The 22,951-nt window shown below is 68.3% G+C and carries 31 protein-coding genes and 1 pseudogene; 2 read left to right on the top strand and 30 right to left on the bottom strand.

What is annotated here, in order from left to right:
* Position 1: 1 nt before the first annotated feature.
* The 23 genes from rpsE to N0A24_05060 form a co-directional block, all read right to left on the bottom strand.
* On the bottom strand, positions 2-526 hold the full coding sequence (gene rpsE, locus N0A24_05170) for a 30S ribosomal protein S5 (GenBank protein ID MCS7172784.1): 525 nt from the start codon (positions 524-526) through the stop codon (positions 2-4).
* 9 nt (positions 527-535) lie between these two features.
* Positions 536-904 (bottom strand): 50S ribosomal protein L18, encoded by a 369-nt coding sequence (gene rplR, locus N0A24_05165; protein MCS7172783.1) that lies wholly within the window; start codon positions 902-904, stop codon positions 536-538.
* Positions 905-913: 9 nt separating this feature from the next.
* Complete coding sequence (rplF, locus tag N0A24_05160; GenBank protein ID MCS7172782.1) at positions 914-1,465, bottom strand: 50S ribosomal protein L6; 552 nt, start codon at positions 1,463-1,465, stop codon at positions 914-916.
* A gap of 9 nt (positions 1,466-1,474) precedes the next feature.
* The gene (gene rpsH / locus N0A24_05155) at positions 1,475-1,876 is read right to left on the bottom strand and encodes a 30S ribosomal protein S8 (protein MCS7172781.1); all 402 of its coding nucleotides are present in this window, start codon (positions 1,874-1,876) and stop codon (positions 1,475-1,477) included.
* A gap of 9 nt (positions 1,877-1,885) precedes the next feature.
* Positions 1,886-2,071, bottom strand: coding sequence for a type Z 30S ribosomal protein S14 (locus N0A24_05150; GenBank protein MCS7172780.1), 186 nt, complete (start codon positions 2,069-2,071; stop codon positions 1,886-1,888).
* Between the two features lie 9 nt (positions 2,072-2,080).
* Positions 2,081-2,647 carry a 50S ribosomal protein L5 gene (rplE, locus tag N0A24_05145; protein ID MCS7172779.1) on the bottom strand — a complete coding sequence of 189 codons (567 nt, stop codon included), beginning with the start codon at positions 2,645-2,647 and terminating at the stop codon, positions 2,081-2,083.
* 7 nt (positions 2,648-2,654) lie between these two features.
* Entirely contained in the window at positions 2,655-2,972 is a 318-nt protein-coding gene (gene rplX, locus N0A24_05140; GenBank protein MCS7172778.1) for a 50S ribosomal protein L24, read from the bottom strand.
* A 31-nt stretch (positions 2,973-3,003) separates the two neighbouring features.
* Positions 3,004-3,372: a 50S ribosomal protein L14 gene (gene rplN / locus N0A24_05135; GenBank protein MCS7172777.1), complete on the bottom strand. Its 369-nt coding sequence runs from the start codon at positions 3,370-3,372 to the stop codon at positions 3,004-3,006.
* 3 nt (positions 3,373-3,375) lie between these two features.
* Entirely contained in the window at positions 3,376-3,708 is a 333-nt protein-coding gene (gene rpsQ, locus N0A24_05130) for a 30S ribosomal protein S17 (protein MCS7172776.1), read from the bottom strand.
* Between the two features lie 13 nt (positions 3,709-3,721).
* The gene (rpmC, locus tag N0A24_05125) at positions 3,722-3,916 is read right to left on the bottom strand and encodes a 50S ribosomal protein L29 (protein MCS7172775.1); all 195 of its coding nucleotides are present in this window, start codon (positions 3,914-3,916) and stop codon (positions 3,722-3,724) included.
* On the bottom strand, positions 3,913-4,344 hold the full coding sequence (rplP, locus tag N0A24_05120) for a 50S ribosomal protein L16 (GenBank protein ID MCS7172774.1): 432 nt from the start codon (positions 4,342-4,344) through the stop codon (positions 3,913-3,915). The genes rpmC and rplP overlap by 4 nt, the downstream gene beginning before the upstream one ends.
* A 16-nt stretch (positions 4,345-4,360) precedes the next feature.
* On the bottom strand, positions 4,361-5,029 hold the full coding sequence (gene rpsC / locus N0A24_05115; protein MCS7172773.1) for a 30S ribosomal protein S3: 669 nt from the start codon (positions 5,027-5,029) through the stop codon (positions 4,361-4,363).
* Between the two features lie 13 nt (positions 5,030-5,042).
* Positions 5,043-5,387: a 50S ribosomal protein L22 gene (rplV, locus tag N0A24_05110; GenBank protein ID MCS7172772.1), complete on the bottom strand. Its 345-nt coding sequence runs from the start codon at positions 5,385-5,387 to the stop codon at positions 5,043-5,045.
* 3 nt (positions 5,388-5,390) lie between these two features.
* Complete coding sequence (gene rpsS / locus N0A24_05105; GenBank protein MCS7172771.1) at positions 5,391-5,693, bottom strand: 30S ribosomal protein S19; 303 nt, start codon at positions 5,691-5,693, stop codon at positions 5,391-5,393.
* 10 nt (positions 5,694-5,703) lie between these two features.
* Positions 5,704-6,531 (bottom strand): 50S ribosomal protein L2, encoded by an 828-nt coding sequence (gene rplB / locus N0A24_05100; protein ID MCS7172770.1) that lies wholly within the window; start codon positions 6,529-6,531, stop codon positions 5,704-5,706.
* 30 nt (positions 6,532-6,561) lie between these two features.
* On the bottom strand, positions 6,562-6,849 hold the full coding sequence (gene rplW / locus N0A24_05095) for a 50S ribosomal protein L23 (protein ID MCS7172769.1): 288 nt from the start codon (positions 6,847-6,849) through the stop codon (positions 6,562-6,564).
* Positions 6,846-7,469, bottom strand: coding sequence for a 50S ribosomal protein L4 (rplD, locus tag N0A24_05090; protein ID MCS7172768.1), 624 nt, complete (start codon positions 7,467-7,469; stop codon positions 6,846-6,848). Before rplD ends, rplW begins: the two co-directional genes overlap by 4 nt.
* A gap of 4 nt (positions 7,470-7,473) precedes the next feature.
* Positions 7,474-8,106 carry a 50S ribosomal protein L3 gene (gene rplC, locus N0A24_05085; GenBank protein MCS7172767.1) on the bottom strand — a complete coding sequence of 211 codons (633 nt, stop codon included), beginning with the start codon at positions 8,104-8,106 and terminating at the stop codon, positions 7,474-7,476.
* A 21-nt stretch (positions 8,107-8,127) separates the two neighbouring features.
* Positions 8,128-8,433 (bottom strand): 30S ribosomal protein S10, encoded by a 306-nt coding sequence (gene rpsJ / locus N0A24_05080; protein MCS7172766.1) that lies wholly within the window; start codon positions 8,431-8,433, stop codon positions 8,128-8,130.
* Positions 8,434-8,444: 11 nt separating this feature from the next.
* On the bottom strand, positions 8,445-10,529 hold the full coding sequence (gene fusA / locus N0A24_05075; protein ID MCS7172765.1) for an elongation factor G: 2,085 nt from the start codon (positions 10,527-10,529) through the stop codon (positions 8,445-8,447).
* 10 nt (positions 10,530-10,539) lie between these two features.
* The gene (rpsG, locus tag N0A24_05070) at positions 10,540-11,010 is read right to left on the bottom strand and encodes a 30S ribosomal protein S7 (GenBank protein MCS7172764.1); all 471 of its coding nucleotides are present in this window, start codon (positions 11,008-11,010) and stop codon (positions 10,540-10,542) included.
* Positions 11,011-11,020: 10 nt separating this feature from the next.
* A complete protein-coding gene (rpsL, locus tag N0A24_05065; GenBank protein ID MCS7172763.1) occupies positions 11,021-11,395 on the bottom strand; it encodes a 30S ribosomal protein S12 in 375 nt (124 codons plus the stop codon).
* A gap of 257 nt (positions 11,396-11,652) precedes the next feature.
* Positions 11,653-11,919 (bottom strand): ribosomal L7Ae/L30e/S12e/Gadd45 family protein, encoded by a 267-nt coding sequence (locus N0A24_05060; protein ID MCS7172762.1) that lies wholly within the window; start codon positions 11,917-11,919, stop codon positions 11,653-11,655.
* Between the two features lie 252 nt (positions 11,920-12,171).
* Between N0A24_05060 and N0A24_05055 the strand changes: the two genes are divergently transcribed.
* A complete protein-coding gene (locus N0A24_05055; GenBank protein ID MCS7172761.1) occupies positions 12,172-12,966 on the top strand; it encodes a DUF1932 domain-containing protein in 795 nt (264 codons plus the stop codon).
* Between the two features lie 93 nt (positions 12,967-13,059).
* On the opposite strand, the gene N0A24_05050 is transcribed toward N0A24_05055, so the two are convergent.
* The 3 genes from N0A24_05050 to hisS are packed head-to-tail and all read right to left on the bottom strand — an operon-like array spanning position 13,060 to position 17,486.
* Complete coding sequence (locus N0A24_05050; protein ID MCS7172760.1) at positions 13,060-14,409, bottom strand: replication-associated recombination protein A; 1,350 nt, start codon at positions 14,407-14,409, stop codon at positions 13,060-13,062.
* Between the two features lie 42 nt (positions 14,410-14,451).
* Positions 14,452-16,224, bottom strand: a complete 1,773-nt coding sequence (aspS, locus tag N0A24_05045; GenBank protein MCS7172759.1) for an aspartate--tRNA ligase — start codon at positions 16,222-16,224, stop codon at positions 14,452-14,454.
* Complete coding sequence (hisS, locus tag N0A24_05040; GenBank protein MCS7172758.1) at positions 16,221-17,486, bottom strand: histidine--tRNA ligase; 1,266 nt, start codon at positions 17,484-17,486, stop codon at positions 16,221-16,223. Before hisS ends, aspS begins: the two co-directional genes overlap by 4 nt.
* Positions 17,487-17,660: 174 nt before the next feature.
* Here hisS and N0A24_05035 point away from each other — a divergent pair, with 174 nt between their 5' ends.
* Positions 17,661-18,362 (top strand): nucleotidyltransferase family protein, encoded by a 702-nt coding sequence (locus tag N0A24_05035; GenBank protein MCS7172757.1) that lies wholly within the window; start codon positions 17,661-17,663, stop codon positions 18,360-18,362.
* 19 nt (positions 18,363-18,381) lie between these two features.
* On the opposite strand, the gene N0A24_05030 is transcribed toward N0A24_05035, so the two are convergent.
* The 4 genes and pseudogenes from N0A24_05030 to rpoD all read right to left on the bottom strand — a co-directional run bounded on the left by N0A24_05030 (position 18,382) and on the right by rpoD (position 22,442).
* Complete coding sequence (locus N0A24_05030; protein MCS7172756.1) at positions 18,382-19,125, bottom strand: ComF family protein; 744 nt, start codon at positions 19,123-19,125, stop codon at positions 18,382-18,384.
* 45 nt (positions 19,126-19,170) lie between these two features.
* A pseudogene (locus N0A24_05025) lies at positions 19,171-20,051 on the bottom strand (LLM class F420-dependent oxidoreductase).
* A 25-nt stretch (positions 20,052-20,076) separates the two neighbouring features.
* Entirely contained in the window at positions 20,077-21,330 is a 1,254-nt protein-coding gene (locus tag N0A24_05020) for an adenosylhomocysteinase (protein MCS7172755.1), read from the bottom strand.
* Positions 21,330-22,442 (bottom strand): RNA polymerase sigma factor RpoD, encoded by a 1,113-nt coding sequence (gene rpoD / locus N0A24_05015; protein MCS7172754.1) that lies wholly within the window; start codon positions 22,440-22,442, stop codon positions 21,330-21,332. The genes N0A24_05020 and rpoD overlap by 1 nt, the downstream gene beginning before the upstream one ends.
* Positions 22,443-22,951: the final 509 nt, after the last annotated feature.

The raw sequence follows: 22,951 nt of genomic DNA, 5'->3' as shown, positions 1-22,951 counted from the left end.
CTTACCCTCCCGCCGCGGCCCGTCCCAACACTTCCTCCACCCGCTTGCCCCGGGCGGCGGCCACCTCCTCCGGGGTACGGAGCATCAGCAGTCCCCGAAATGCCGCCCGAGTGAGGTTGATGGGGTTGGTGCTGCCCAGGGCCTTGGTGAGCACATCCCGGATTCCTGCCGCGTCCATCACTGCCCGGACCGCGCCGGCCGCGATGACCCCGGTTCCCTCGCTCGCGGGCTTGAGCAGAACCCGGGAGGCTCCGAACTTCGAGATGACCTCATGGGGAATGGTGGTACCCCGTCGGGGAATCCGCACGAGGTTCTTCTTGGCGTCCTCCACGGCTTTGCGGATGGCGTCGGGGACCTCCGCGGCCTTCCCTACGCCCACGCCCACCACGCCGTCCTGGTTTCCCACCACCACCATCACCCGGAAGTTGAACCGCTTGGCCCCCTGGGTGACTTTCGCCACCCGGGTGATGGACACCGTCTTCTCAAAGGTCAGGGTGACCTCGTTGGGGCTTACGGGCTCCGCCATCTGCGCCTCCTAGAACTCTAGCCCCTCGCTGCGGGCCCCTTCCGCCAAGGCCCGCACCCGGCCGTGGTACTTGTAGCCCCCCCGGTCGAAGACCACCCGCTCGATCCCTCTCGCCTTCGCCCGTCGGGCCACCAGCTGCCCCACGATCCTGCTCTGCTCGGTCTTCGTAAGGCCTTGCAGTTGGTCCCGGATCTCCGGATCCAGGGTACTGGCCGCGACGAGGGTACACCCCCGCTCGTCGTCGATCACCTGAGCGTAGATGTGCTTGAGGCTGCGGAACACGCTGAGGCGGGGACGCTCCGCGGTCCCAAACACTTTTTTCCGGATGCGGGCATGCCGGATCTTCCGCCGCTGGTTCCGGTCCTCCTTCAAGATCATGCCCCTCACCTACTTCCTCCCACCCGCACGGCCCGCCTTCCCGGGCTTGAGCTTTAAGACCTCCCCCGCATACCGGATCCCCTTCCCCTTATAGGGATCCGGCGGTCGGAGGGCCCGCAACTGGGCGGCCACCTGCCCCACCAACTCCTTGTCGATCCCTCGGACCACGATGCGGGTTGGCACCGGCACCTCCAGGGTGATACCCGGAGGAGGCGTGAACTCCACCGGGTGGGAAAACCCCAGCTGGAGCACGAGTTTTCCTCCCTGCAGGGCGGCCCGGTAGCCGGTGCCCACCAGCTCCAGCTCCCGGGTATACCCCTCCACCACGCCCCGCACCATGTTCGCCAACAGGGCTCGGGTGAGGCCGTGCAGGGCCCGGTGGTGTCGGAGATCCGTGGGGCGGTGCACCAGGACCTTCCCGTCCTCCACCCGGATGCGTATGTCCGGATGGAAGGTCCGCTCCAGCTCCCCCTTCGGTCCCCGCACCCATACTTGGGAACCCTCCACCCGAACCTCCACACCCGGAGGGATGGAAACCGGCATCCGTCCGATGCGACTCATGCTTCTCCCTCACCACACAAAGCAGATCACCTCGCCGCCCACCCCCGCCGCCCGGGCCTGCTTGTCCGTCATCACCCCCTTGGAGGTAGAGAGGATGGCAATGCCGAGTCCTCCCTGTACCCGGGGGATCCGGTCCCGGCGTACGTAGATCCGGCGGCCAGGCTTGCTCACCCGTCTAAGCCCCAGGAGGATCCGCTGCTTCTTGGGGCCGTACCGGAGCCGAATCCGCAGGACCCCCTGCTTGCCATCCGGCTCCACCCGGTAGTCCGCGATGAATCCCTCCTCCCGGAGGATGCGGGCGATCTCCGCCTTCATCTTGCTCGCGGATATCTCGACCTCTTCATGGCCCGCGGCGTTCGCGTTGCGGATCCGAGTAAGCATGTCCGCGATGGGATCCGTGACCTTGCCCATGGTCCTTTCCTACCAGCTGGCCTTGGTCATCCCGGGGATCTCGCCCCGGTAAGCGAGCTCCCGCAGGCAGATCCGGCACAGTCGGAACTTCCGGAACACCGCCCGGGGTCGCCCGCATCGCTCACAGCGGCTGTAGGCCCGCACCCGGAACTTGGGCGGTCGCTTCCACTTTTCGATCAAGGCCTTGCGCGCCATGGCTCCTCCCTAGGACGCCGCGGATGCCGGCTCCCGTTCACGGAACGGGAGGCCCAACAGCCGCAGCAGCTCCCGGGCCTCCTCGTCCGTGCAGGCCGTGGTGACGATGGCGATGTCCATCCCGCGGATCTTGTCGATCTTGTCGTAGTCCAGCTCCGGAAAGATCAGCTGCTCCCGGATCCCCAGGTTCAGATTCCCCCGGCCATCCAGCTGCCGCTCGCTCAGCCCCCGGAAGTCCTTGATGCGGGGCAGGGCCACGTGGAGGAACTTGTCCAAAAACTCCCACATGCGGTTGCCCCGCAGGGTGACCATGACCCCAATGGGGGCCCCCTTGCGCAGCTTGAAGGCCGCGATGGACTTCCGAGCCCGGGTGATCACGGGCTTCTGGCCCGCGATGATGGCCAGCTGCTCCGCCGCCCGGTCCGCCTGACGGGGATCCTGTGCTCCTTCCCCCACCCGCATGTTCAACACGATCTTCTCCAGGCGCGGGATCTCCATGGGGTTGCGGTACCCGAACCGCTGCTGCAGGGCTGGCCGGACCTCCCGCAGATACTTCTCCTTCAACCTCGGAACCATGGCTCCCTCACACCTTGTCGATCAGCTCCCCGGATTTCTTCGCGTACCGGACGCGCCGCCCGTCGGGCAGCACCCGCACGCCCACCCGGGTGCGGCCCTTGGTCTCGGGATCCACCAGCATCACCTTGGAGGCCGGGATGGGGGCTTCCTTTTCCACGATGCCGCCCTGCGGGTTGGCGGGGGAGGGCTTCAGGTGGCGCTTCACCAGGTTCACGCCTTCTACCACGATCCGTCCCCTCTCGGGGAACACCCGCAGGACCTTGCCCCGCTTGCCCTTGTACTTCCCCGAAATGACCACCACCAGGTCCCCTTTCTTCACGTGCATCTTCGTACGGCCGGCCCCGATGACGGGCATCTCAGAGCACCTCCGGCGCCAGGGAAATGATCTTCAGGAACTGCCTGTCCCGCAGCTCCCGGGCCACGGGTCCGAAGATCCGGGTGCCCCGGGGGTTGAGCTGTTCGTTGATGAGCACCGCGGCGTTGTCGTCGAAGCGGATGTACGACCCGTCTGGGCGCCGGATCTCCTTACGGGTGCGCACGATGACCGCCCGGACCACCTCCCCTTTCTTGATGGGGCTGTTGGGCACCGCCTCCTTCACGGAGGCCACCACGATGTCCCCCACCCGGGCGTACCGACGGTTGCTTCCACCCAGGACCCGGATGATGCCGATCTCCCGGACCCCCGTGTTGTCCGTTACCTTCACCCGCGACAGGTTCTGCAGCATGGCCTATCCCTCCCCGACCTCCACACCTTCCGGGCTTTCGCCTGCCTCCTCCCCGGCCTCCACCGCGGCGGGGTGGGCCCGCTGCAGGATCTCCACCACCCACCACCGCTTCTCCTTGGAGAGGGGGCGGGTCTCCATGATGCGCACCACGTCTCCGACCCGGCAGGCGTTGTGCTCGTCATGCGCCTTCACCTTCTTGTGCCGGCGCACGGGCTTCTGGTAGAGGGGATGGCGGGTCACCGTCTCCACCCGCACCACCACCGTCTTGTCCATCCTGTCGCTCACCACTTCCCCGACCAGCACCTTCCGCTTGCCCCGCTGGAGTGTCGCGCCCACCGCCATCCCTCCCCTACACCCGGACCCCCCGCTCCGCGAGCACGGTCTTCAGCCGGGCGATGTCCCGGCGGACCTCCCGCAGCCGCGAGGGATTCTGAGCCTTCCCCGCGCGGATCTGGACCCGCAGGCGGAAGGCCTCCTGCAGGGCCTCGTCCAGCCGCCGCTGCAGCTCCTCCATGCTGAGCTCCCGCATCTGCTGCGCCTTCAATGGACCATCCCTCCCGCGCGCTCCTCCCGTCGGACGAACCGTACCCGAACGGGGAGCTTGTACCCCGCGAGCTCCAGCGCCTCCCGAGCCACCTCTTCCCCCACCCCACCGAGCTCAAAGAGGATGCGCCCCGGGCGCACCACCGCTACCCAGTACTCCGGGTTGCCCTTGCCCCCGCCCATGCGGGTCTCCGCGGGCTTCCGGGTCACAGGCTTGTCCGGGAAGATCCGGATCCACAGCTTCCCGCCCCGCTTGATGTGGCGGGTGATGGTGCGGCGGGCGGCCTCCAGCTGCTGGGCGGTGATCCACCCCGGCTCCATACACTGCAGGCCGTACTCCCCGAAGACCACAGTGTTCCCGCTGTAGGCCATGCCGGTGCGCCGGCCCCGGTGCTGCTTGCGGAACTTCACCCGTCTGGGCATCAACATGCCGCGTCTCCCTCCCCTAGGCCCGGGCCCGCAGGGCGCCTGCTTCCCGGCGGGACTCCGGGAACACGTCTCCCCGGTACACCCACACCTTGACCCCGATCCGGCCATACTTGGTGAGGGCCTCCGCCACCCCGAAGTCGATGTCCGCCCGAAGCGTGTGAAGCGGCACTCGGCCCTCCCGGTACCACTCGGACCGGGCGATCTCCGCGCCCGCGATGCGTCCCGAGACCTCAATTTTAATGCCCTTAGCACCCGCCCGCAGGGCCCGTTGCACCGCCTGCTTCATAGCCCGCCGGTGGGCCACCCGACGCTCCAGCTGCTGGGCCACCGTCTCCGCCACCAGCTGCGCCTCCAGCTCCGGCCGGCGGATCTCCTGGACGCTCACCTGAACATCCTTGCCCGTGAGGGCACTCAGCTCCTGGCGAAGGGCGTCGATCCCCACCCCACCACGCCCGATGAGGATGCCCGGGCGGGCGGTGTGTACCGTTATCCGGATGCGGTTCCCCTGGCGCTCGATCTCGATGCGGGAGATCCCCGCCCGGAACATCTTCTCCTTGATGTACCTCCTGATCCGGAGATCCTCGTGGAGCTGAAGCGCAAAGTTCCTGTTGGTACCGAACCATCGGGACTCCCAATCTCGGATGATCCCGATCCGCAGCCCCACGGGGTGTACCTTCTGGCCCACCGTTGCTCCCTCCTCACTCCCGCTCCGCCACCACCACGGTCACATGGCAGGTGTGGCGGCGGATGATGTCCGCCCTTCCCCGTGCCCGCGGCCACAGCCGCTTCCACACGCTGCCCCCGGGTCCCCGGTCCACGGAGATCCGGGCCACCACGAGGGCATCCCGATCCAGCTCCAGGTTGTGCTCCGCGTTGGCCACCGCGGATCGGATGGCCTTCTCGATCACCCGGGCGCCCCGCTGCGGGAGGACCCGGAGGAGGGCCAGGGCCTCCTGCACGGAGCGTCCCCGCACCAAGTCCGCAACCCGGCGGACCTTCTTCGGCGACATCCGGATGTACTTGGCGACGGCCTGGGCCTCCATAGGCTACTTCTCCTCCCTCCGCCGCACGGTGGTGGTGCGCTCCCCACCTCCCCCTCCATGTCCCCGGAAGGTGCGGGTCGGCGCGAACTCTCCCAGCTTGTGGCCCACCATCTGTTCCGTAATGTAGATGGGCACGTGCTTGCGACCATCGTACACCGCGATGGTGTGCCCCACGAACTCCGGAGTGATGGTGGAGCGGCGCGACCAGGTACGGATCACCCGCTTCTCCCGCCGCTCGTTGAGGGCGCGGATCTTCTCCAGCAGGTGCGCGTCCACGAACGGTCCTTTCTTCTTGGATCGCCCCATGCTCCTCCCCTCACTTCCGGCGCTTCACGATGAAGCGGGTGCTGGGCTTGCGGGGCTTGCGCGTCTTCTTCCCCAGGGTGGGCTTTCCCCAGGGGGAAACGGGGCTCGGCATGCCGATGGGGGAGCGTCCCTCACCGCCCCCGTGCGGGTGGCTGCGGGGGTCCATGGCCACCCCGCGCACCGCGGGCCGCCACCCCAGCCACCGCCGACGTCCCGCCTTGCCGTACTTGATGGCCTCGTGCTCCACGTTGCCCACCTGCCCCACGGTGGCCCGGCAACGGATGTGGATCTTCCGGAGCTCGCCGCTCGGCAGGCGCAGCAGGGCGTATTCTCCTTCCTTGGCCATAACCTGGGCCGCGGCCCCCGCGGCCCGCACCAGCTGTCCCCCTCTCCCAGGCACCAGCTCCACGTTGTGCACGAGGGTACCCGTGGGGATGTTCGCGAGAGGGAGCGTGTTTCCGGGCTTGATCTCCACGTTCTCCCCGCTCATCACCACATCCCCCACCTGCAGCCCCACGGGCGCCAGGATGTAGCGCTTCTCGCCGTCCGCGTACTGCAGGAGGGCGATCCGGGCGGAGCGGTTCGGATCGTACTCGATGGCGGCCACCCGGGCCGGGACGCCGTCCTTGTCCCTCCGGAAGTCCACGAGGCGGTACCGGCGCTTGTGCCCCCCACCCCGATGCCGCACCGTGATGCGGCCCTGGTTGTTCCGGCCCGCGTGCCGGTGGAGGGAGACCACCAGGGAGCGCTCCGGGGAGTCCTTGGTGATCTCCTCGAAGGTGTAGCCCGTGGCGATCCGTCGGCCTGGGGTGGTCGGTCCGTACTTCTTAATGCCCATTTCCCCTCCTATTAATGCCCATTTCCCCTCCTACGCGAACTGCTCCAGATCGATCTTGTAACCGGGTCGGAGGGTCACGATGGCCTTCTTCCGATCCGGTGTCCGGTACGTGTGCACTCCCCTCCGCCGGACCTTCCCGGGAATCCGGACGGTGTTCACCTTGGCCACCTTCACCCCAAAGATCCGCTCCACCGCCTCCCGGATTTCGGGCTTGGTGGCGTCCCGGGCCACCTCGAACGTGTACTTCCCCGACTCGATGCCCCGCATGCTCTTCTCCGTAAGGATGGGACGGCGCAGGATCTCCCGGAAGTCCCTCACGCAAGCACCTCTTCGATCCGGGGAATCACGGCCTGCTCCAGCAGGATGTGGTCCGCCCACAGGAGGTCCGCCACGTTCAGGGTTCCTGGGCCCAGGACCCGGACCTGGGGCAGGTTGCGGGCGGCCCGGCGCACGAGTTTGTCCTCGTCCCGGGCGATGAGGAGAATCCGGCCCTCTAGCCCCATGCGTTCGAGAAAGGCCACTACCTCCCGGGTCCGTCCCTCCGCGACCCCGAACCCCTCCACTACCCGGAGCCGGGAGGTGGCCACCGCGTCCGAAAGCACGGAGCGCACCGCGAGTCGCCGCATGGCCTTCGGGAGCCGCTGGGTGTAGTCCCGGGGTTTGGGCCCGAACACCACCCCTCCGCCCACGAAGATGGGAGCCCGGACGTCCCCATGGCGGGCGCGGCCCGTGCCCTTCTGGCGCCAGATCTTCCGGGTGCTCCCCGCTACCTCCCCCCGGGTCTTCGTGGAGGCGGTACCGGCCCGGGCCGCCGCCCACTGGGCCACCAGGGCTTGGTGGACCACGGCCTTGTGGGGCTTGATGCCGAAGATCCTCGCAGGAAGCTCCATCTGACCCACCGCACTGCCCTGCGCATCGTACCTGGTGACCACCGGCATCCCATCACCCCCGCGCCTTCGCCTTCCGAACCATCACAAGCCCCCCTCGAGGCCCCGGCACCGCGCCCTTGAGGAGGAGGAGGTGATGTTCGGGATCCACCTTCACCACCGAAAGCCCTCGGACGGTGACGCGCTCGCCCCCCATCCGGCCCGGCATACGCTTGCCCTTCCACACCCTGCCCACGCCGCTCGTGCCGATGGATCCTACGGCCCGATGCATGAGGGAGACCCCGTGGGAGTCCCGTTGTCCCCCGAACCCGTGCCGCTTGATGGCTCCCGCAAACCCCTTGCCCTTACTGGTGCCCGTCACATCCACCTTGTCCCCTTCGGAGAACACCGCCACCGTGATCTCCTGCCCCACCCGGTACTCCTCTCCATCCTCCATCCGAAATTCCCGGAGGACCCGATGGGGCCGCACCCCGGCCTTGCGGAACACGCCCCGCATGGGTTTGTTCACCCGGTGCTCCGGTACTGGCTCGAACCCCAGCTGCACCGCGCGGTAGCCATCCCGCTCCAGGGTGCGCAGCCCCACGACCACGTTCGGAGTGGCCCCCACCACGGTCACGGGCACCACCGCGCCCGTGCGCTCGTCAAAGATCTGTGTCATCCCGAGCTTTCGTCCTAAGATCGCCACCATGGGACCACCCCCTCCCACCTCCTACAGCTTGATCTCGATGTCCACGCCCGCGGGGAGGTCCAGCGTCATCAGGGCGTCCACGGTCTTCTGGGTGGGCTCCAGAATGTCGATGAGCCGCTTGTGTGTGAGGATCTGGAAGTGCTCCATAGACTCCTTGTCCGTATGGGGGGATCGGATCACGCAGTACACGTTCCGGTCCGTGGGAAGCGGCACCGGGCCGCTCACCCGGGCCCCGGTCCGTCGCACCGTCTCCACGATCATGGCCGCGGACTGATCCAGCAACCGGTGATCGAAAGCGCGCAGCTTGATGCGAATGCGCTGTGCCATGGGACTCCTCCCTAGGCTCTCGCGGTCACGGGCCGTCCCCGGACGATGCCCTCCGCCACGTTCGGCGGCACCTCCTCATAGTGGGAGAACTCCATGGTGTACGAGCCCCTCCCCTGGGTCATGGACCGAAGGTCCGTGGCATATCCGAACATCTCCGCCAGGGGCACCAGGGCCGTGATGACCCGCATTCCCGCCCGCTCTTCCATGGACTGGATGCGGCCGCGGCGGGCGTTGAGATCGCTGAGGACGTCCCCCAGGTAGGCCTCTGGGGTTGTCACCTCCACCTTCATGATGGGCTCCAGCAGCACCAACCCCGCCTTGGTGGCGGCGTCCTTGAAGGCCAGGGAACCCGCGATCTTGAAGGCCAGCTCCGAGGAGTCCACCTCATGGTACGACCCGTCCACGAGGATGGCCCGCACGTCCACCACGGGGTATCCCGCCAGCACCCCCGTTTCCATGGCCTCCCGGATCCCCTGCTCGATGGCCTTGTGGAACTCCTTGGGCACCACCCCGCCCGTGGTACGGTCCACGAACTCGAACCCCCCTCCGCGCGGTAGCGGTTCGATGTCCAGGATCACGTGTCCATACTGCCCACGACCGCCGGTCTGCCGGATGAACTTCCCCTCCCCCCGGGCGGAAACCCGGACGGTCTCCTTGTAGGCCACCTGGGGCCGGCCCACCCGGGCTTCCACCTTGAACTCCCGCAGCAGGCGGTCCGTGATGATCTCCAGGTGCAGCTCGCCCATGCCCGAGACGATGGTCTGTCCGGTTTCCGGGTCGTACCGCACCTTGAAGGTAGGATCCTCCTCCGCCAGTTTGGCGAGGGAGACGGCAAGCTTGTCTGCGTCCGCCTTGGTCTTCGGCTCGATGGCCACGGAGATCACGGGCTCCGGGAACTGCATGGCCTCGAGCAGAATAGGGGCCGCCTCATCGCACAGGGTGTCTCCCGTGGTGGTGACCCGCAGCCCCACCGCGGCCACCACGTTCCCCGCGGTGGCCTCCGGGATGTCCTCCCGGTGGTTGGCGTGCATCTGGAGGATGCGGCTCACCCGCTCCCGAATCCCCTTGGTGGCATTGAAGACGTAGCTGCCGGCCTTCAGGGTCCCAGAGTAGACCCGGAAATATGTGAGCTTCCCCACGTAGGGATCCGTCATGATCTTGAAGGCGAGGGCCGCAAAGGGAGCCTGCTCGTGCGGAGGACGCTCCTCCACTTCCCCCGTCAGAGGATTGGAGCCCCGCACGGGGCCGATGTCGAGGGGGGAAGGGAGGTAGTCCACCACGGCATCCAACAGGGGCTGCACCCCCTTGTTTCGGAAGGAGGAGCCCGCCAGCACGGGGACGAGCTCCCCGGAAATCGTCCCCTGACGGAGGGCCCGCTTGAGAAGAGGCTCCGGAATGGGCTGCCCCTCCAGGTAGGCCACCATGACCTCGTCCGAGACCTCCGCGGCAGCCTCCACCAGCTTCTCCCGGTATTCCCGGGCCCGGTCCAGCAGATCCCCCGGGATGGCGGTCTCATCGGATCGGGTTCCGAGGTCGTCCAGGTAGATGATGGACTTCATGCGCACCAGGTCCACCACACCCCGAAAGCCATCCTCCGCGCCGATGGGGAGCTGCACGGGAACCGCATTCGCCCCGAGCCGCTCCCGAACCATCTGAACGACCCGGAGGAAGTCCGCGCCCGTGCGATCCATCTTGTTCACGTACACGATGCGGGGCACCCGGTAGCGGTCCGCCTGCCGCCAGACGGTCTCCGACTGGGGTTGAACGCCTTCCACCGCACTCAGGATGACAATGGCCCCGTCCAGGACCCGCAGGCTACGCTCTACCTCCACGGTGAAGTCCACGTGCCCCGGGGTATCGATGATGTTGATGCGATGGTCCCGCCAGAAGCAGGTGGTGGCCGCGGAGGTGATGGTGATCCCGCGTTCCCGCTCCTGGACCATCCAGTCCATGGTGGCGGACCCCTCATCGACCTCGCCCAGGCGGTGAACCCGACCCGTGTAGAACAGGATGCGTTCCGTGGTCGTGGTCTTCCCCGCGTCGATGTGGGCGATGATTCCGATGTTGCGGATGCGTCCGATCGGTACCTTCGTCATCACGTCCTCATCACCACCGATAGTGGGCAAAGGCCTTGTTGGCCTCCGCCATGCGATGCACCTCGTCCCGCCGCTTCACGGCCCCGCCCTGACCCTGGGCCGCATCCAGGATCTCCGCGGCCAGCTTCTCGATCATGCTCCGGCCGGACCGCTGCCGGGCGTATTCCACCAGCCACCGGATGCCGAGGGATACCCGTCGCTCGGGCCGCACCTCGATGGGCACCTGATACGTGGCGCCGCCCACCCGGCGGGGGCGGACCTCCAGGATCGGCATCACGTTCCCCATGGCCTTCTCCAGGACCTGAACCGCAGGCTGGCCGGTTCTCTCCTCCACCCGGCGGAGGGCGCCGTAGACGATCCACTCCGCCACGGTCTTCTTCCCCTTCTTCATAACCTTGTTGATGAGCCGCTGGACGAGGGGACTCCCGTACACCACGTCCGGCGGAATCACCCGGGGCGGGACCGGTCCTTTGCGCGGCATCCTCCTCCCCCTACTGCTTGGGCCGCTTGGCCCCGTACTTGCTGCGTCCCTGCCGTCGGCCCACCACCCCTGCCGCGTCCAGAGCCCCCCGCACGATGTGGTACCGGATGCCGGGCAGGTCCTTTACCCGGCCTCCCCGGACCAGGACCACGGAGTGCTCCTGGAGGTTGTGCCCGATGCCCGGGATGTAGGCCGTGACCTCCACCCCGTTCGTAAGCCGGACCCGCGCGATCTTCCGCAAAGCGGAGTTCGGCTTCTTCGGGGTCATGGTCTTGACCTGGATGCACACCCCGCGCTTGAAGGGGTTCCCCTGGAGCGCCGGCGACTTACTCTTGTGCCGCAAGGGCTCCCGCCCGTAGCGCACCAGTTGATTGATGGTCGGCATCCGACATCCCCTCCCACAAGAGTCCTCAAATTTGTCTCACAGCCCACCTCTCCCGGCTCCCGCCGGGCACCAGGCGATCCCGTCAGATCCCCTGCACGCGCTCGGAACGGGGTATTCCGAATCCCGCGCCCGATGGACAGCCGGCCTACCCGCCAGCGGATCCCCGGGGGAGACCTCGGAGATCATGGCACCGAACGTCCTGCGGCGCGGTGGCTGCCTCGACGACGCAGTTCAGTAGCGATCCGCCGGACCCGGGGTTACGCCTCCGAAGCGGGTCCCTTCAGGATCGCGGCCGCGGCCGCGTCCACCGCGATCCCACACGCACGTCCCAGCTCCCGCTTGGTATGTTCCTGCACCAGCGGGAGCCCCTGCTGCTGCGCCGCCCGCACCACCGACTCCGTGACCCGCGGGTCCGCGTCCTTCGCCACGAACACCACCAAGGCCTTTCCCCTCTGGATGGCCTTGGTCGTCTGGTTCGTTCCCACCGCACGGTACGCGGCCTGGCGCAGCGCCTCAAGCGTCACGGCCCCAGCCTCCTCCAGGAAGCCCGTGGCCTCCTGTCCTCAGGGACCTGCGGGCCTCTCAGAGGATAGACAATCCACCTGGACCTGTCAACGGAGGAGGGCATCGCCTGGAGGTCCTCCGCGGTTGCCTCCTCCACCCGATGACCCGGCCTGAAGGCGTGCCCGCCAAGCATGCCCCGGACGTGATCCACGCCTCCTGTGAGGCAAGCCCAGCAAATTGACGCCGGACGGCGGGGGAAATACAATGCGGCCGTGCGGTCCCGGGTCTCCGCGACTTCCCTGGGAGTGGCCGTGTTCGGCCTGGGTGAGGCCGGCAGCGCGATGGCGGAGGACCTGGCCCGGGCAGGGGCCCGGGTGGTGAGCTGGGATCCGCAGCCCAAGCGCGTTCCCCAAGGGGTGATCCTCGCGCGGGATCCCCTCACCGCGATAGCGGGCGCCGAGGTGGTCCTGGTGCTCACCCCGCCCGCGGCCGCCCTGGAGGTGGCCTCGGCCGTGGGCGGGCAGCTAAGGCCTGGCCAGGTATATGCGGACTGCAACAGCACCTCTCCAGCTGTAAAGCGACGGGCCGCGGCCCTGGTGGAGCCTTCTGGGGCCCTGTTCGCGGACGTGGCCCTGATGGCGCCCGTACCCGGACGGGGCATCCGCACCCCTGCCCTGGCCAGCGGCCCGGGCGCGGGGGCGCTAGCGGATCGCCTGGCGCCGTTGGGGATGCCGGTACGGGTTCTGGGGCCGGAGGTGGGCCTAGCCGCCGGTCGCAAGCTGGTGCGCAGCGTATTCATGAAGGGCCTTGCGGTCTCCGTCCTGGAAGCCCTCGCAGCAGGTCGGGCGCTGGGCTGTGAGTCGGAAGTCTACGAGGACATCTCGAGGACCCTGGAGGAAGCCGACGCGTCGTTGCTGCACCGCCTCGTGGAGGGAACGTACCGGCACGCGGCGCGGCGGATGGACGAGATGCGGGCCGCCTGCGAGCTGCTGGACGAGCTGGGGATCCCTGGCCGGGTTGCCCGGGCGTGCGCGGCGTGGCTGGAGGAACTGGCGGGGCGGAGCTGAGGGAAGGGCACGCGAGGGCTTTCGGCCCACCGCCTGGTGGCCGGGAGCAGGCGAGGGGCTCGCGGCGTACGGGGGAGCAGGACCGCGGCCGCGTCACCCGGAGGGGGATTTCCGGGAAGCACCCTTGGGCGGCCGCCGGCGGTCCTTCCAGAGGCGCTGCAGGCGCTCGCGGATCTTCGCCTCATGCCCCCGATCCGTGGGCTCGTAGTACACGCGTCCCTGGAGATTCTCCGGGAGGTAGTCCTGCTCCACGAACCCGTCGGGGAAGTCGTGCGGATAGCGGTAGCCCCGGCCGTGGCCAAGCTGCGCACTCCCCGGGTAGGAAGCGTCCCGCAGGTGCGGGGGAACCGGAAGAGCAGGAAGCCGCTCCAGATCCGAACGGGCCTGAGCTAAGGCCCGCACCACCGCGTTGCTCTTCGGCGCGCACGCGATGTAGAGGGCGGCTTCCGCGAGGGGGATCCGGGCCTCGGGTAGGCCTACGAATTCCACCGCGTGCGCGGCCGCAACGGCCACGATGAGTGCCAGGGGATCCGCGAGCCCCACGTCCTCCGCCGCGTGCACCACCAGGCGACGGGCGATGAACCTGGGATCCTCTCCGGCCTCCAGCATCCGGACGAGCCAGTACACCGCGGCGTCCGGATCCGAGCCCCGCAGGCTCTTGATGAAGGCGCTCGCCACGTCGTAGTGCTCGTCTCCGGATCTGTCGTACCGGATCACCCGCCGCTGCAACGCCTCCTCCACCGCCCCGAGCCCCACCCGTCGTACACCGTCCGCATCCGGCGGCGTGGTCCGGACCGCCATCTCCAGGGCGTTGAGGGCCACCCGGGCATCCCCGTTCGCGGCATCCACCAGGTGCGCCAGGGCCTCCGGGCTGAGCTCCACCCGTTCCCTGCCCAACCCTCGCTCGGGATCCCGCAGGGCCCGCTCCACGATCTCCTGGATCTCCTCCGGCCGCAGGGGCTCCAGGCGCAGGAGGCGACAGCGGGAGAGCAGGGTGGGGTTCACGTCGAAGAAGGGATTCTGGGTGGTGGCGCCGATGAGCACCACGGTGCCCTCCTCCACCGCGGGGAGCAGGAGATCCTGCTGAGCTCGGTTGAACCGGTGGATCTCGTCGATGAAAAGCACGGTCCGCTCCCCCCGGTACCGGAGCCGATCCCTGGCCTCCTGGATCACCCGCCGCACATCCGCCACGCCGCTCGTCACCGCGTTGAGGGAGACGAAGTGGGCTCGGAGGACGTTGCTCAAAACCCTGGCCAGGGAGGTCTTGCCGGTTCCCGGAGGGCCGTACAGGATCAGGGAAGCGAGCTCCCCGGAGGTCAGAAGCCGGTGGAGGAACCTGCCGGGCCCCACCAGGTGCTGTTGCCCCACGAACTCCTCCAGGGTGCGCGGCCGCATCCGTGCCGCGAGGGGAAGCGAGGCCTGGTCTGGCTCGAACAGTGCCATCCAGGCTCAGGATGGCACCTCCCGGGAGGATGGGCAAGCCGTCTACCCCGGGGGGATGACGGCGATGTGCACCTCCCGGAGCTGCTCCGGGTCCACCTCGCTGGGTGCCCCCATCATCAGATCCGTGGCGCTGGCGGTCTTGGGGAAGGCGATCACGTCCCGGATGGTGTCCCTCCCGGCCAGCAGCATCACGAGCCGATCGAACCCGAAGGCGATGCCACCATGCGGGGGGGCTCCGTACTGGAAAGCCTCCAGGAGGAACCCGAACCGTGCCTGGGCCTGCTCCGGCGAGAGGCCCAGGAGGGTAAAGATCCGCTCCTGCAGCTCCCGCCGGTGGATTCGGATGCTCCCTCCTCCCACCTCCACACCGTTCAGCACGAGATCGTAGGCCTTCGCTCGCACCCGGAGGGGATCCGTCTCCAGCAGGGGCAGGTCCTCGTCCATGGGCGCGGTGAAGGGGTGGTGCACGGCCACGTACCGTCCCCCTTCCGGGTCGTACTCCAGCAGCGGGAAGTCCACCACCCATGCGAACCGAAAGGTGTTGGGAGGAATGAGACCGAGCCGGCGCGCCAGCTCCTGCCGTAACCTCCCCAGGGCCACGGAGACCCGCGGCGGATCGTCCGCGGCGAGGAGCACCAGATCCCCCGTGCGGGCGCCCAGGGCTTCCCGTAACGCATCCAGCTGCCCCTCGGTGAGGTTCCTGGCGATCGCCCCCCTCGGGCCCTCGGGGGTGAGTCCCAGGGGAACCAGGCCTCTCAGCCCCTCGGTCACCGCCCGCTCCCGCAGCTCCTCGAGGGCTTTCCGGCTCAGATCCGCCTGCCCAGGAACGCAAAGGCCCCGCACCACTCCCCCGGCTGCCACGACCTCCCGGAAGACCCGCACCTCGCTGTGGGCGAAGATTTCGGTGAGGTCCGCGATCTCCAGGCCGTAGCGCAGATCCGGCTTGTCCGTCCCGTACCGGGCCATGGCCTCCGCGTACGGGAGCCGTGGGAAGGGAAGGGGCACCTCGATCCCCATCACCTCCCGGAGGAGGTGGTGGAGGAGGCGCTCGCTGAGTTCCAGCACATCCTCCCGGTCCACGAAGGACATCTCCAGGTCGATCTGGGTGAACTCCGGCTGGCGGTCGGCCCGCAGATCCTCGTCCCGGAAGCAGCGGGCGAGCTGGAAGTACCGATCGAAACCCGCCACCATGAGGATCTGCTTGAGGAGCTGCGGGGACTGCGGCAGCACGTAGAACTTGCCCGGATGCAGGCGGCTGGGCACGAGGAAGTCCCGGGCACCCTCCGGCGTGGTCCGGATGAGGTGAGGGGTCTCGACCTCCACAAACCCCTCCTGGCTCAGGAACTCCCGGGTGGCCTGTGCGAGCCGGTGCCGGAGGAGGAGGTTATGCTGCATGCTGGGCCGCCGCAGATCGAGGTATCGGTAGCGGAGCCGGACGGCCTCGTCCACGTCCTCCTCGTCGGAGATCTCAAAGGGGGGCGTACGGGAGGGATTCAGGATTTCCATCCGATGGGCTCGCACCTCCACCGCCCCGGTCGCCAGCTTCGGGTTCACCGTGTGGGGCGGGCGGAGGACCACTTCCCCCTCGACCTGTACCACGTACTCTGAGCGGGCCTGGTCCGCGACCGCATGGGCCTGTGGGGTCTGCGGGCTCGCGATCACCTGCACGATGCCGGACCGGTCCCGCAGATCTAGGAAGATCAGGCTCCCCAGATCCCGACGGCGGTGTACCCACCCGCACAGACGCACGCGCTGACCCGCGTGCTCGGGCCGCAGTTCCCCGCAACCGTGGGTGCGGAACCGGGTAGGCCTCATCCCGACCCCTCCTGCAGAACCCCTACCACCCGGCTCAGGGGGACCACCCGTTGCGTGCCCACCCGGAGGTCCCGGACCACCGCCTCTTCTCGCGCCAGACCCGCGTCCTCCAGGATCACCGCGAACTGCGCCCCGAGGCGCGCCGCATGCCGCAGCTGGGCGCTGAGGCTCCGGCCCATGAGGTCTCCCTCGGCCCGAAACCCAGTTTCCCGCAGCCGATCCAGGAGCCCGAAGGCCTCCTGTTCTGCCCGCGGGCCGCGGCTCGCGACGTACACCTCCACCCGCCAGGTGTCCTCCGGCACCACCCCCTCCTGCTCCAGGACCAGCAGCAACCGCTCGATCCCCAGGCCGAAGCCCACGCCGGGCGTCGGAGGTCCTCCCAGGGCCTCCGCGAGCCCATCGTACCGCCCGCCGCCGAAGACCGCGTTCTGAGCGCCAAGCCTCCCGCTGAAGACCTCTGCGGCCGTCCGGGTGTAGTAGTCGAGTCCCCGCACGATGAAGGGGTCCACCTCCGTGAGGATCCCGAGCCACGCGAACCGCCGCACCACCTCCTCGAAGTGCATCCGGCACGCGTCACAGAGGTAGTCCAGCATCTTGGGCGCATCTCGGGCGATCTCCCGGGTGCGCTCCACCTTGGAATCGAAGATGCGCAGCGGGTTCGTCTGCAGCCTCCGACGGCTGTCCTCGTCCAACTGGTCCACGAACCGCTCGAAGTACTCCCGGAGCCGCCGAAGGTAGGGCGGCCGACAGGCCGCATCCCCCACGCTGTTGAGGTGCACCCGGATCTCCCGTAACCCCAGGCTCTGCAGGATTCGGATGGGAAGCGCGAGCACCTCCACGTCCGCGGCGGGAGAGGAGGTGCCCAGGATCTCCGCACCGAACTGGGTGTGCTGTCGGTACCGCCCCGCCTGCGGGCGATCGTACCGGAACATCTCCGCGACGTAGTACAGCTTCACGGGCTGCGGCCAGGTGTGGAGGCCGTGCTCGAGGTACGCCCGCATCACCGCGGCTGTTCCCTCGGGCCGGAGGGTGAGGCTGCGCCCTCCCCGGTCCGTGAAGGTGTACATCTCCTTCTCCACGATGTCCGTCCCTTCCCCTACACCTCGCAGGAACACCTCCGTGTGCTCCACCACGGGGGTCCGGATCTCCCGGTACCCGTACCGGTGCGCGAACTCCCGACACCGGGCGAGCACGCGTTGCCACCGCTCGGACTCCGGGGGGAGCACGTCCCGCATCCCGCGGGGTGCCTGGTACTTCACCACGGGGACCCCTCCAAATCAAAGCGCTCCGCCCGGTGGGAGGAACGGAGCGACGCTGTGTGGCCTCCGGCCACCGATCCCGCTCGCCTTTCTGGGATTGTACCAGAGTGGTGGGTCCCGTGCCACGCGTGGCAAAATGGCGGTGCGAAGGTTCCGTTTCCAGAGCAGGAGGTGGACATGCAGGCCATCATCCTCGCCGGAGGAAAGGGGGAACGGCTGCGCCCCTACACCCAGGACCGCCCCAAACCCATGGTGGAGGTGCTGGGGATTCCCATCCTGGGCTACCAGATCCAGTGGCTCCGGGTGCAGGGGATCACGGACATCGTGATCGCCTGCGGGTACCGGCACGAGGTGATTCGGGACTACTTCGGGGACGGTCGCAAGTGGGGAGTGCGGATCCGGTACTCCGTGGAGGAGGAGCCCTTGGGCCGGGGCGGAGCCCTCCGGCAGGCCATGGGTCTTGTGGAGGAGGATGTGTGCATCGCCACCAACGGGGACGTCATCACCAACGTGCGGATCCAGGAGGTGCTGGCCCAGCACCGGGCGAACGGGTGGCTCGTGACCGTGGTCCTCACCCCCTTCGTCAGCCCCTACGGCATCGTGGAGGTGGCAGGGGACGGTCGGATCGTGGCCTTCCGGGAGAAGCCGGAGCTGCCGTACTGGATCAACGCGGGGATCTACGTGCTGAACCGAGAGGTCGAGGCGCTGCTCCCGGAGGTGGGGGATCACGAGACCACCACCTTCCCCCGTCTCGCCGCGGAGGGCCGGTTGGGCGGGTTTCGGTCCCGGGCATACTGGAAGGGGGTGGACACCATGAAGGACCTCTCCGAGGTCAGCAAGGACCTGGAGGATCGGCTGCTCTCCGCGTTTCTGGGGTGAGAAGCCCGCCACGCGAGGGCTACGGGTCCCGAAGCGCCATGGCCACCGTCACCGCCCCCACCACCTTCCCGCCCCCCTTCCGGAGCGTTCGGGCGCACTCCGCCAGGGTGCTGCCCGTGGTGCGCACGTCGTCTACGAGCACCGCCCGAAGCCCCCTCACGGGTGCGCGTACGGAGAAGGCACCCCGGACGTTGCTCCGACGCTCCGCCTCCGAAAGGTCCACCTGGGGCACCGTGGGCCGGACCCGCACGAGGGCCCGGAGGAGAGGAATCCCGGTCTGCCTCGCGAGGACCTTCGCCAGTTCCTCGGCCTGGTTGAAGCCCCGCTCCCGCTCCCGGCTTGGATGCAGGGGTACTGGGACGAGGGCGTCCGCAGCGGAGAGAACCGGATCCCCCCGGACCACCGCCGCCAGCACCTGCCCCAGGGGGTCTGCGAGCGCGATCCGGCGGCGGTACTTGAAAGCGTGCAGGGCGTCCCGCAATCGGCCCTCGTAGAGCCCGAAGGCCCGCATCCGCAGAGGATCCTTGCAGGCCCGGCACGGGATACACGTGAAGGCGAGGTCCTGGGGACCCCGAAGGGGTCGGCCGCACACCTGGCAAAGGGGCGGTCCGATGCGGGAGAACCGCCCCAGGCAGTCCTCACACAAGGGGAAACTCCCTCCCGCTCCGCACACCTGGCAGCGGGGAGGAAACAGGAGATCCAGAACGACCCTTAGCCAAGGCCGGAGGAGTCCTGAAAGCCGGCCGTCCCCCCGGAATCCCATCCCTGGAGACAAACGAATCCCGGAGGGCGCTTGGGGTGTTGAGGACTAGAGGAGCCCAGCAAGGGCCTCCCGGAACCGTCGGAGGGAAGCGAGGTGCTCCTCGACGGTCCGGAACCCGCTGCGCATGGTGTTCACGCTGAGGTGCGTGCCTCCGCACGCCTGCCACCCGCGGACCGCCTCGGGCCACCGTTCGGGCGGGATCTCCCCAAGGTGCATCCGGCCCTCGATCCCGAACCGGTCCGGGTCACGGCCCGCCTCCCGAACATACCCGCGCACCCTATCTATGAGCTCCGCGGCCTGAGGGCTGGGCGTCAGCTGCGAGATCCACCCGTCCGCAATCCGGCTCAAGCGGCGCAGGGCCCGATCTGCGCTCCCGCCCATCCAGACGGGAATGGGACGCTGTACGGGCAGGGGAAGGATGCCCGCACGGCGGATCCTGTGGTAGCGGCCCTCGAAGTCCACCAGTTCCCGCGTCCACAGCAAGCGCAACAGGGTGATCTGCTCCTCCACCCGCCGTCCGCGGTTCCGGAAATTCTCTCCCAGGGCCTCGTACTCCACGGGGTTCCAGCCCAATCCCACGCCCAGGCGCAGGCGGCCACGGCTCAGCACGTCCACCTCCGCCGCCTGTTTGGCGACCAACACCGTCTGCCGCTGGGGAAGGATGAGGATGCCCGTGGTGAGCTCCAGCCTCGAGGTTACCGCCTCAGGTAGCCGAAGAGCACGAAGGGTTCGTGGAAGGGCGATTCGTGGGTGTAGGGAGGTCTGAGGATTCCCAGCTCCCGGAGCCGGTCCGGAGGGGCACCCACCACGTGTTCGTAGGCCAGCAGGTGGTGGTAGCCCATCTCCTCCACCGCCTGCGCGAACTCCCGGATCGCGCCCGGATCGTTCCCGATCTCCGTCTGGGGGAACACCACGCCGATGCGCACGCCCCACCTCCTCGCGGATACCGATCTATGTCCCCTCCCGCCAGGACTCCAGATACGCCCGCTGCTCCGGGGTGAGCTCGTCGATCCGAACGCCCATGCTCTGAAGCTTCAGGGCCGCCACCTGCCGGTCGATGGCCTCCGGCACCGGGTACACCTGGGGCGCGAGCCCACGCCCTGCGTGCACGAGCCACTCCACGCACAGGGCCTGGTTCGCGAACGACATGTCCATGACCGCGGCGGGATGTCCCTCCGCGGCCGCGAGGTTCACGAGCCGCCCCTCCGCCAGCACGTACAGCCGTCGGCCGTCCGGAAGGATGTACTCGTCCACGTGCTCCCGCACCCGTCGCCGCCCCACGCTCATAGCTTCCAGAGCCCTGAGGTCGATCTCCACATCGAAGTGGCCCGCGTTCGCCAGCACCGCCCCGTCCCGCATCCGATCGAAGTGCTCCCGCCGCAGGACCCCGCGGTTCCCGGTCACCGTCACGAACACCTCCCCAACCCGGGCGGCCTCCAGGGAGGGCATCACCACAAACCCATCCATCACCGCCTCCAGGGCCGGGAGCGGGTCCACCTCCGTGACGATGACGTGCGCGCCCAGCCCTCGTGCCCGAGCCGCTACCCCTCGGCCACAGGCCCCGTACCCACACACCACCACCCTCCGGCCCGCCAGCAGGAGGTTCGTGGCCCGCAGGATCCCGTCCAGGGCTGACTGGCCGGTTCCATACCGGTTGTCGAACCAGTGCTTGGTCTTCGCGTCGTTCACCGCCACGATGGGATACCGCAGGGCCCCCTCCCGGGCCATGGCCCGGAGCCGGAGGACGCCCGTGGTGGTCTCTTCGGTTCCGCCCACCACGCCTTCCAGGAGGTCCGTGCGCCGGGTATGGAGGGTGGTCACGAGATCCGCACCGTCGTCCAGGGTGAGGTGCGGCTGGAGCTCCAGGGCCTGCTGGATGTGGCGGTAGTAAGTCTCGCGGTCCTCCCCGCGGATGGCGAAGACCGGCACCCCTTCCTCCGCCAGGGCCGCGGCCACCTCATCCTGGGTGGAGAGGGGGTTGCTGGCACACAGGGCCACCTCCGCTCCCCCCGCCACCAGGGTCTGCACCAGGACCGCGGTTTCGCTGGTGACGTGCAGACATGCGGCGATGCGATGCCCCGCGAGGGGTTTCTCCCGGGCGAACCGGTCCCGGATAAGCCGCACCACGGGCATCTCCCGCTCCGCCCACGCGATGCGGTCGCGCCCATGGGACGCGAGAGTGGGATCTTTGACCTCGAACCGCACTATTCGATGAAGTCCCGGAGCCGCTTGCTGCGGGAGGGATGGCGCAGCTTGCGCAGCGCCTTGGCCTCGATCTGGCGAATGCGCTCCCGGGTAACCCCGAACTCCCGGCCCACCTCCTCCAGGGTGCGGGGCCGGCCGTCGTCCAGCCCGAACCGCAGCTTCAAGACCTTCCGCTCCCGCGGGGTCAGGGTCTCCAGCACGCTCTCCAGCTGCTCCTTAAGAAGGGTGTAGCTGGCGGCCTCCGCGGGCGCCAGGGCCTCCTGGTCCTCGATGAAGTCTCCGAGATGCGAGTCCTCCTCCTCCCCGATGGGGGTCTCCAGGGAGATGGGCTCCTGGGCGATCTTCATGATCTCCCGTACCCGCTCCGGCGTGAGGCCCATCTCCTCCGCGATCTCCTCCGGGGTGGGCTCGCGCCCTTTCTGCTGTAGGAGCTGCCGGCTCACGCGCACCAGCTTGTTGATGGTCTCCACCATGTGCACGGGGATGCGGATGGTTCGAGCCTGATCCGCCAGGGCCCGGGTGATGGCCTGCCGGATCCACCAGGTGGCGTAGGTACTGAACTTATAGCCCTTGCGCCAGTCGAACTTCTCCACGGCCCGGATCAGACCCAGATTCCCCTCCTGGATGAGGTCCAGAAAGAGCATGCCCCGACCCACGTACTTCTTCGCAATGGCCACCACCAAGCGCAGGTTGGCCTCGATGAGCTTACGCTTCGCCTCCTCATCGCCCTTCTCCATGCGCTTGGCAAGCTCCACCTCCTCCTGCGCGGTCAGCAACGGCACCCGGCCGATCTCCTTCAGGTACATGCGGACAGGGTCGTCCACGGAGATCCCTTCCAGGGTCTCCACCTCCACCGCCTTTTCCTGGTCCTCTTCCTCCTCGTCCTCCCGGTCCTTGACGACGATGTCCATCTCCTGGAGGAGGTTGAAGACCCGCTCGCTCTCCTCCGCGTCCGTCTCCACCGCGGGGATGGCCCGCACGATCTCCTCGTACAGGAGATGCCCCTTCTTCCGACCGAGCTCGATGAGGTCCCGGAGCTCGGGGAAGAGATCGTCCGAAAGCGGCCGGATTTCCGGCACGCCCGCCTTCTTCTTGTTCGCCTTCGCAGGCATCGTCCCTCAGATCCCCTTCCCAGGCTGGTCTTGTCGAAGACGCTGGAGTTCCTCCTGGATCCGACGTACCGCTCCCAGGTCCCCGGATCGCTGCGCCTCCTCTAGCTCACGAACGAGTGCGGCGATCCGTTCCTTCCGTTGAACCTCCCGGAGGCGCAGGAGCCCCCCCTCCAGGTCGGGAATGGGCGGCCGCTCACCGAAAATCAAACGGTCGAGGGCCGCCCGGGCTTCCTCCCCCAGGGCCTTCCGGGCCGCATGGACGTCCCCCACAGCCTGGGCGAGGGCCCGGAAGATCTCCCGGTGCACCTCGCCCGCGAAGTCCTCCTCCCTCAGCTCTCGGAGAAGGCGTTCCCGGGCTACCGCATCGTCCAACATCAGCATGAGCAGGTACCGCTCCACCACCGGCCGTTCGCTGGCCCGCTCCAACGCGATTCGGGCGGGGTCGAACACACCATCCCCCCTGCGCCCTCCCTTCCCGGGCCGCAGGGCACCGGCGCGGTGGCGAACCA

This window comes from Armatimonadota bacterium, assembly GCA_025059775.1.
GTDB lineage: Bacteria > Sysuimicrobiota > Sysuimicrobiia > Sysuimicrobiales > Sysuimicrobiaceae > Sysuimicrobium.
The sequence above is the reverse complement of the archived record's forward strand: the minus strand, read 5'-3'. Positions and strand labels throughout refer to the sequence as shown.

Excerpts from the sequence above, each read along its gene's own strand:
- N0A24_05030 (MCS7172756.1), bottom strand. The coding sequence starts at position 19,125 with ATGGGATTCCGGGGGGACGGCCGGCTTTCAGGACTCCTCCGGCCTTGG.
- N0A24_05035 (MCS7172757.1), top strand. The coding sequence starts at position 17,661 with ATGCAGGCCATCATCCTCGCCGGAGGAAAGGGGGAACGGCTGCGCCCC.
- rplR (MCS7172783.1), bottom strand. The coding sequence starts at position 904 with ATGATCTTGAAGGAGGACCGGAACCAGCGGCGGAAGATCCGGCATGCC.
- rpsL (MCS7172763.1), bottom strand. The coding sequence starts at position 11,395 with ATGCCGACCATCAATCAACTGGTGCGCTACGGGCGGGAGCCCTTGCGG.
- rplP (MCS7172774.1), bottom strand. The coding sequence starts at position 4,344 with ATGTTGATGCCCAGACGGGTGAAGTTCCGCAAGCAGCACCGGGGCCGG.
- rplC (MCS7172767.1), bottom strand. The coding sequence starts at position 8,106 with ATGGTGGCGATCTTAGGACGAAAGCTCGGGATGACACAGATCTTTGAC.
- rpoD (MCS7172754.1), bottom strand. The coding sequence starts at position 22,442 with ATGCCTGCGAAGGCGAACAAGAAGAAGGCGGGCGTGCCGGAAATCCGG.
- rplE (MCS7172779.1), bottom strand. The coding sequence starts at position 2,647 with ATGGTTCCGAGGTTGAAGGAGAAGTATCTGCGGGAGGTCCGGCCAGCC.
- rpsS (MCS7172771.1), bottom strand. The coding sequence starts at position 5,693 with ATGGGGCGATCCAAGAAGAAAGGACCGTTCGTGGACGCGCACCTGCTG.
- rpsJ (MCS7172766.1), bottom strand. The coding sequence starts at position 8,433 with ATGGCACAGCGCATTCGCATCAAGCTGCGCGCTTTCGATCACCGGTTG.
- rpsE (MCS7172784.1), bottom strand. The coding sequence starts at position 526 with ATGGCGGAGCCCGTAAGCCCCAACGAGGTCACCCTGACCTTTGAGAAG.
- rplB (MCS7172770.1), bottom strand. The coding sequence starts at position 6,531 with ATGGGCATTAAGAAGTACGGACCGACCACCCCAGGCCGACGGATCGCC.
- rplD (MCS7172768.1), bottom strand. The coding sequence starts at position 7,469 with ATGCCGGTGGTCACCAGGTACGATGCGCAGGGCAGTGCGGTGGGTCAG.
- rplF (MCS7172782.1), bottom strand. The coding sequence starts at position 1,465 with ATGAGTCGCATCGGACGGATGCCGGTTTCCATCCCTCCGGGTGTGGAG.
- N0A24_05050 (MCS7172760.1), bottom strand. The coding sequence starts at position 14,409 with ATGGCACTGTTCGAGCCAGACCAGGCCTCGCTTCCCCTCGCGGCACGG.
- fusA (MCS7172765.1), bottom strand. The coding sequence starts at position 10,529 with ATGACGAAGGTACCGATCGGACGCATCCGCAACATCGGAATCATCGCC.
- rplN (MCS7172777.1), bottom strand. The coding sequence starts at position 3,372 with ATGCTGCAGAACCTGTCGCGGGTGAAGGTAACGGACAACACGGGGGTC.
- rpsG (MCS7172764.1), bottom strand. The coding sequence starts at position 11,010 with ATGCCGCGCAAAGGACCGGTCCCGCCCCGGGTGATTCCGCCGGACGTG.
- rplV (MCS7172772.1), bottom strand. The coding sequence starts at position 5,387 with ATGGAGGCCCAGGCCGTCGCCAAGTACATCCGGATGTCGCCGAAGAAG.
- rpsH (MCS7172781.1), bottom strand. The coding sequence starts at position 1,876 with ATGGGCAAGGTCACGGATCCCATCGCGGACATGCTTACTCGGATCCGC.
- N0A24_05150 (MCS7172780.1), bottom strand. The coding sequence starts at position 2,071 with ATGGCGCGCAAGGCCTTGATCGAAAAGTGGAAGCGACCGCCCAAGTTC.
- rplX (MCS7172778.1), bottom strand. The coding sequence starts at position 2,972 with ATGCACGTGAAGAAAGGGGACCTGGTGGTGGTCATTTCGGGGAAGTAC.
- aspS (MCS7172759.1), bottom strand. The coding sequence starts at position 16,224 with ATGAGGCCTACCCGGTTCCGCACCCACGGTTGCGGGGAACTGCGGCCC.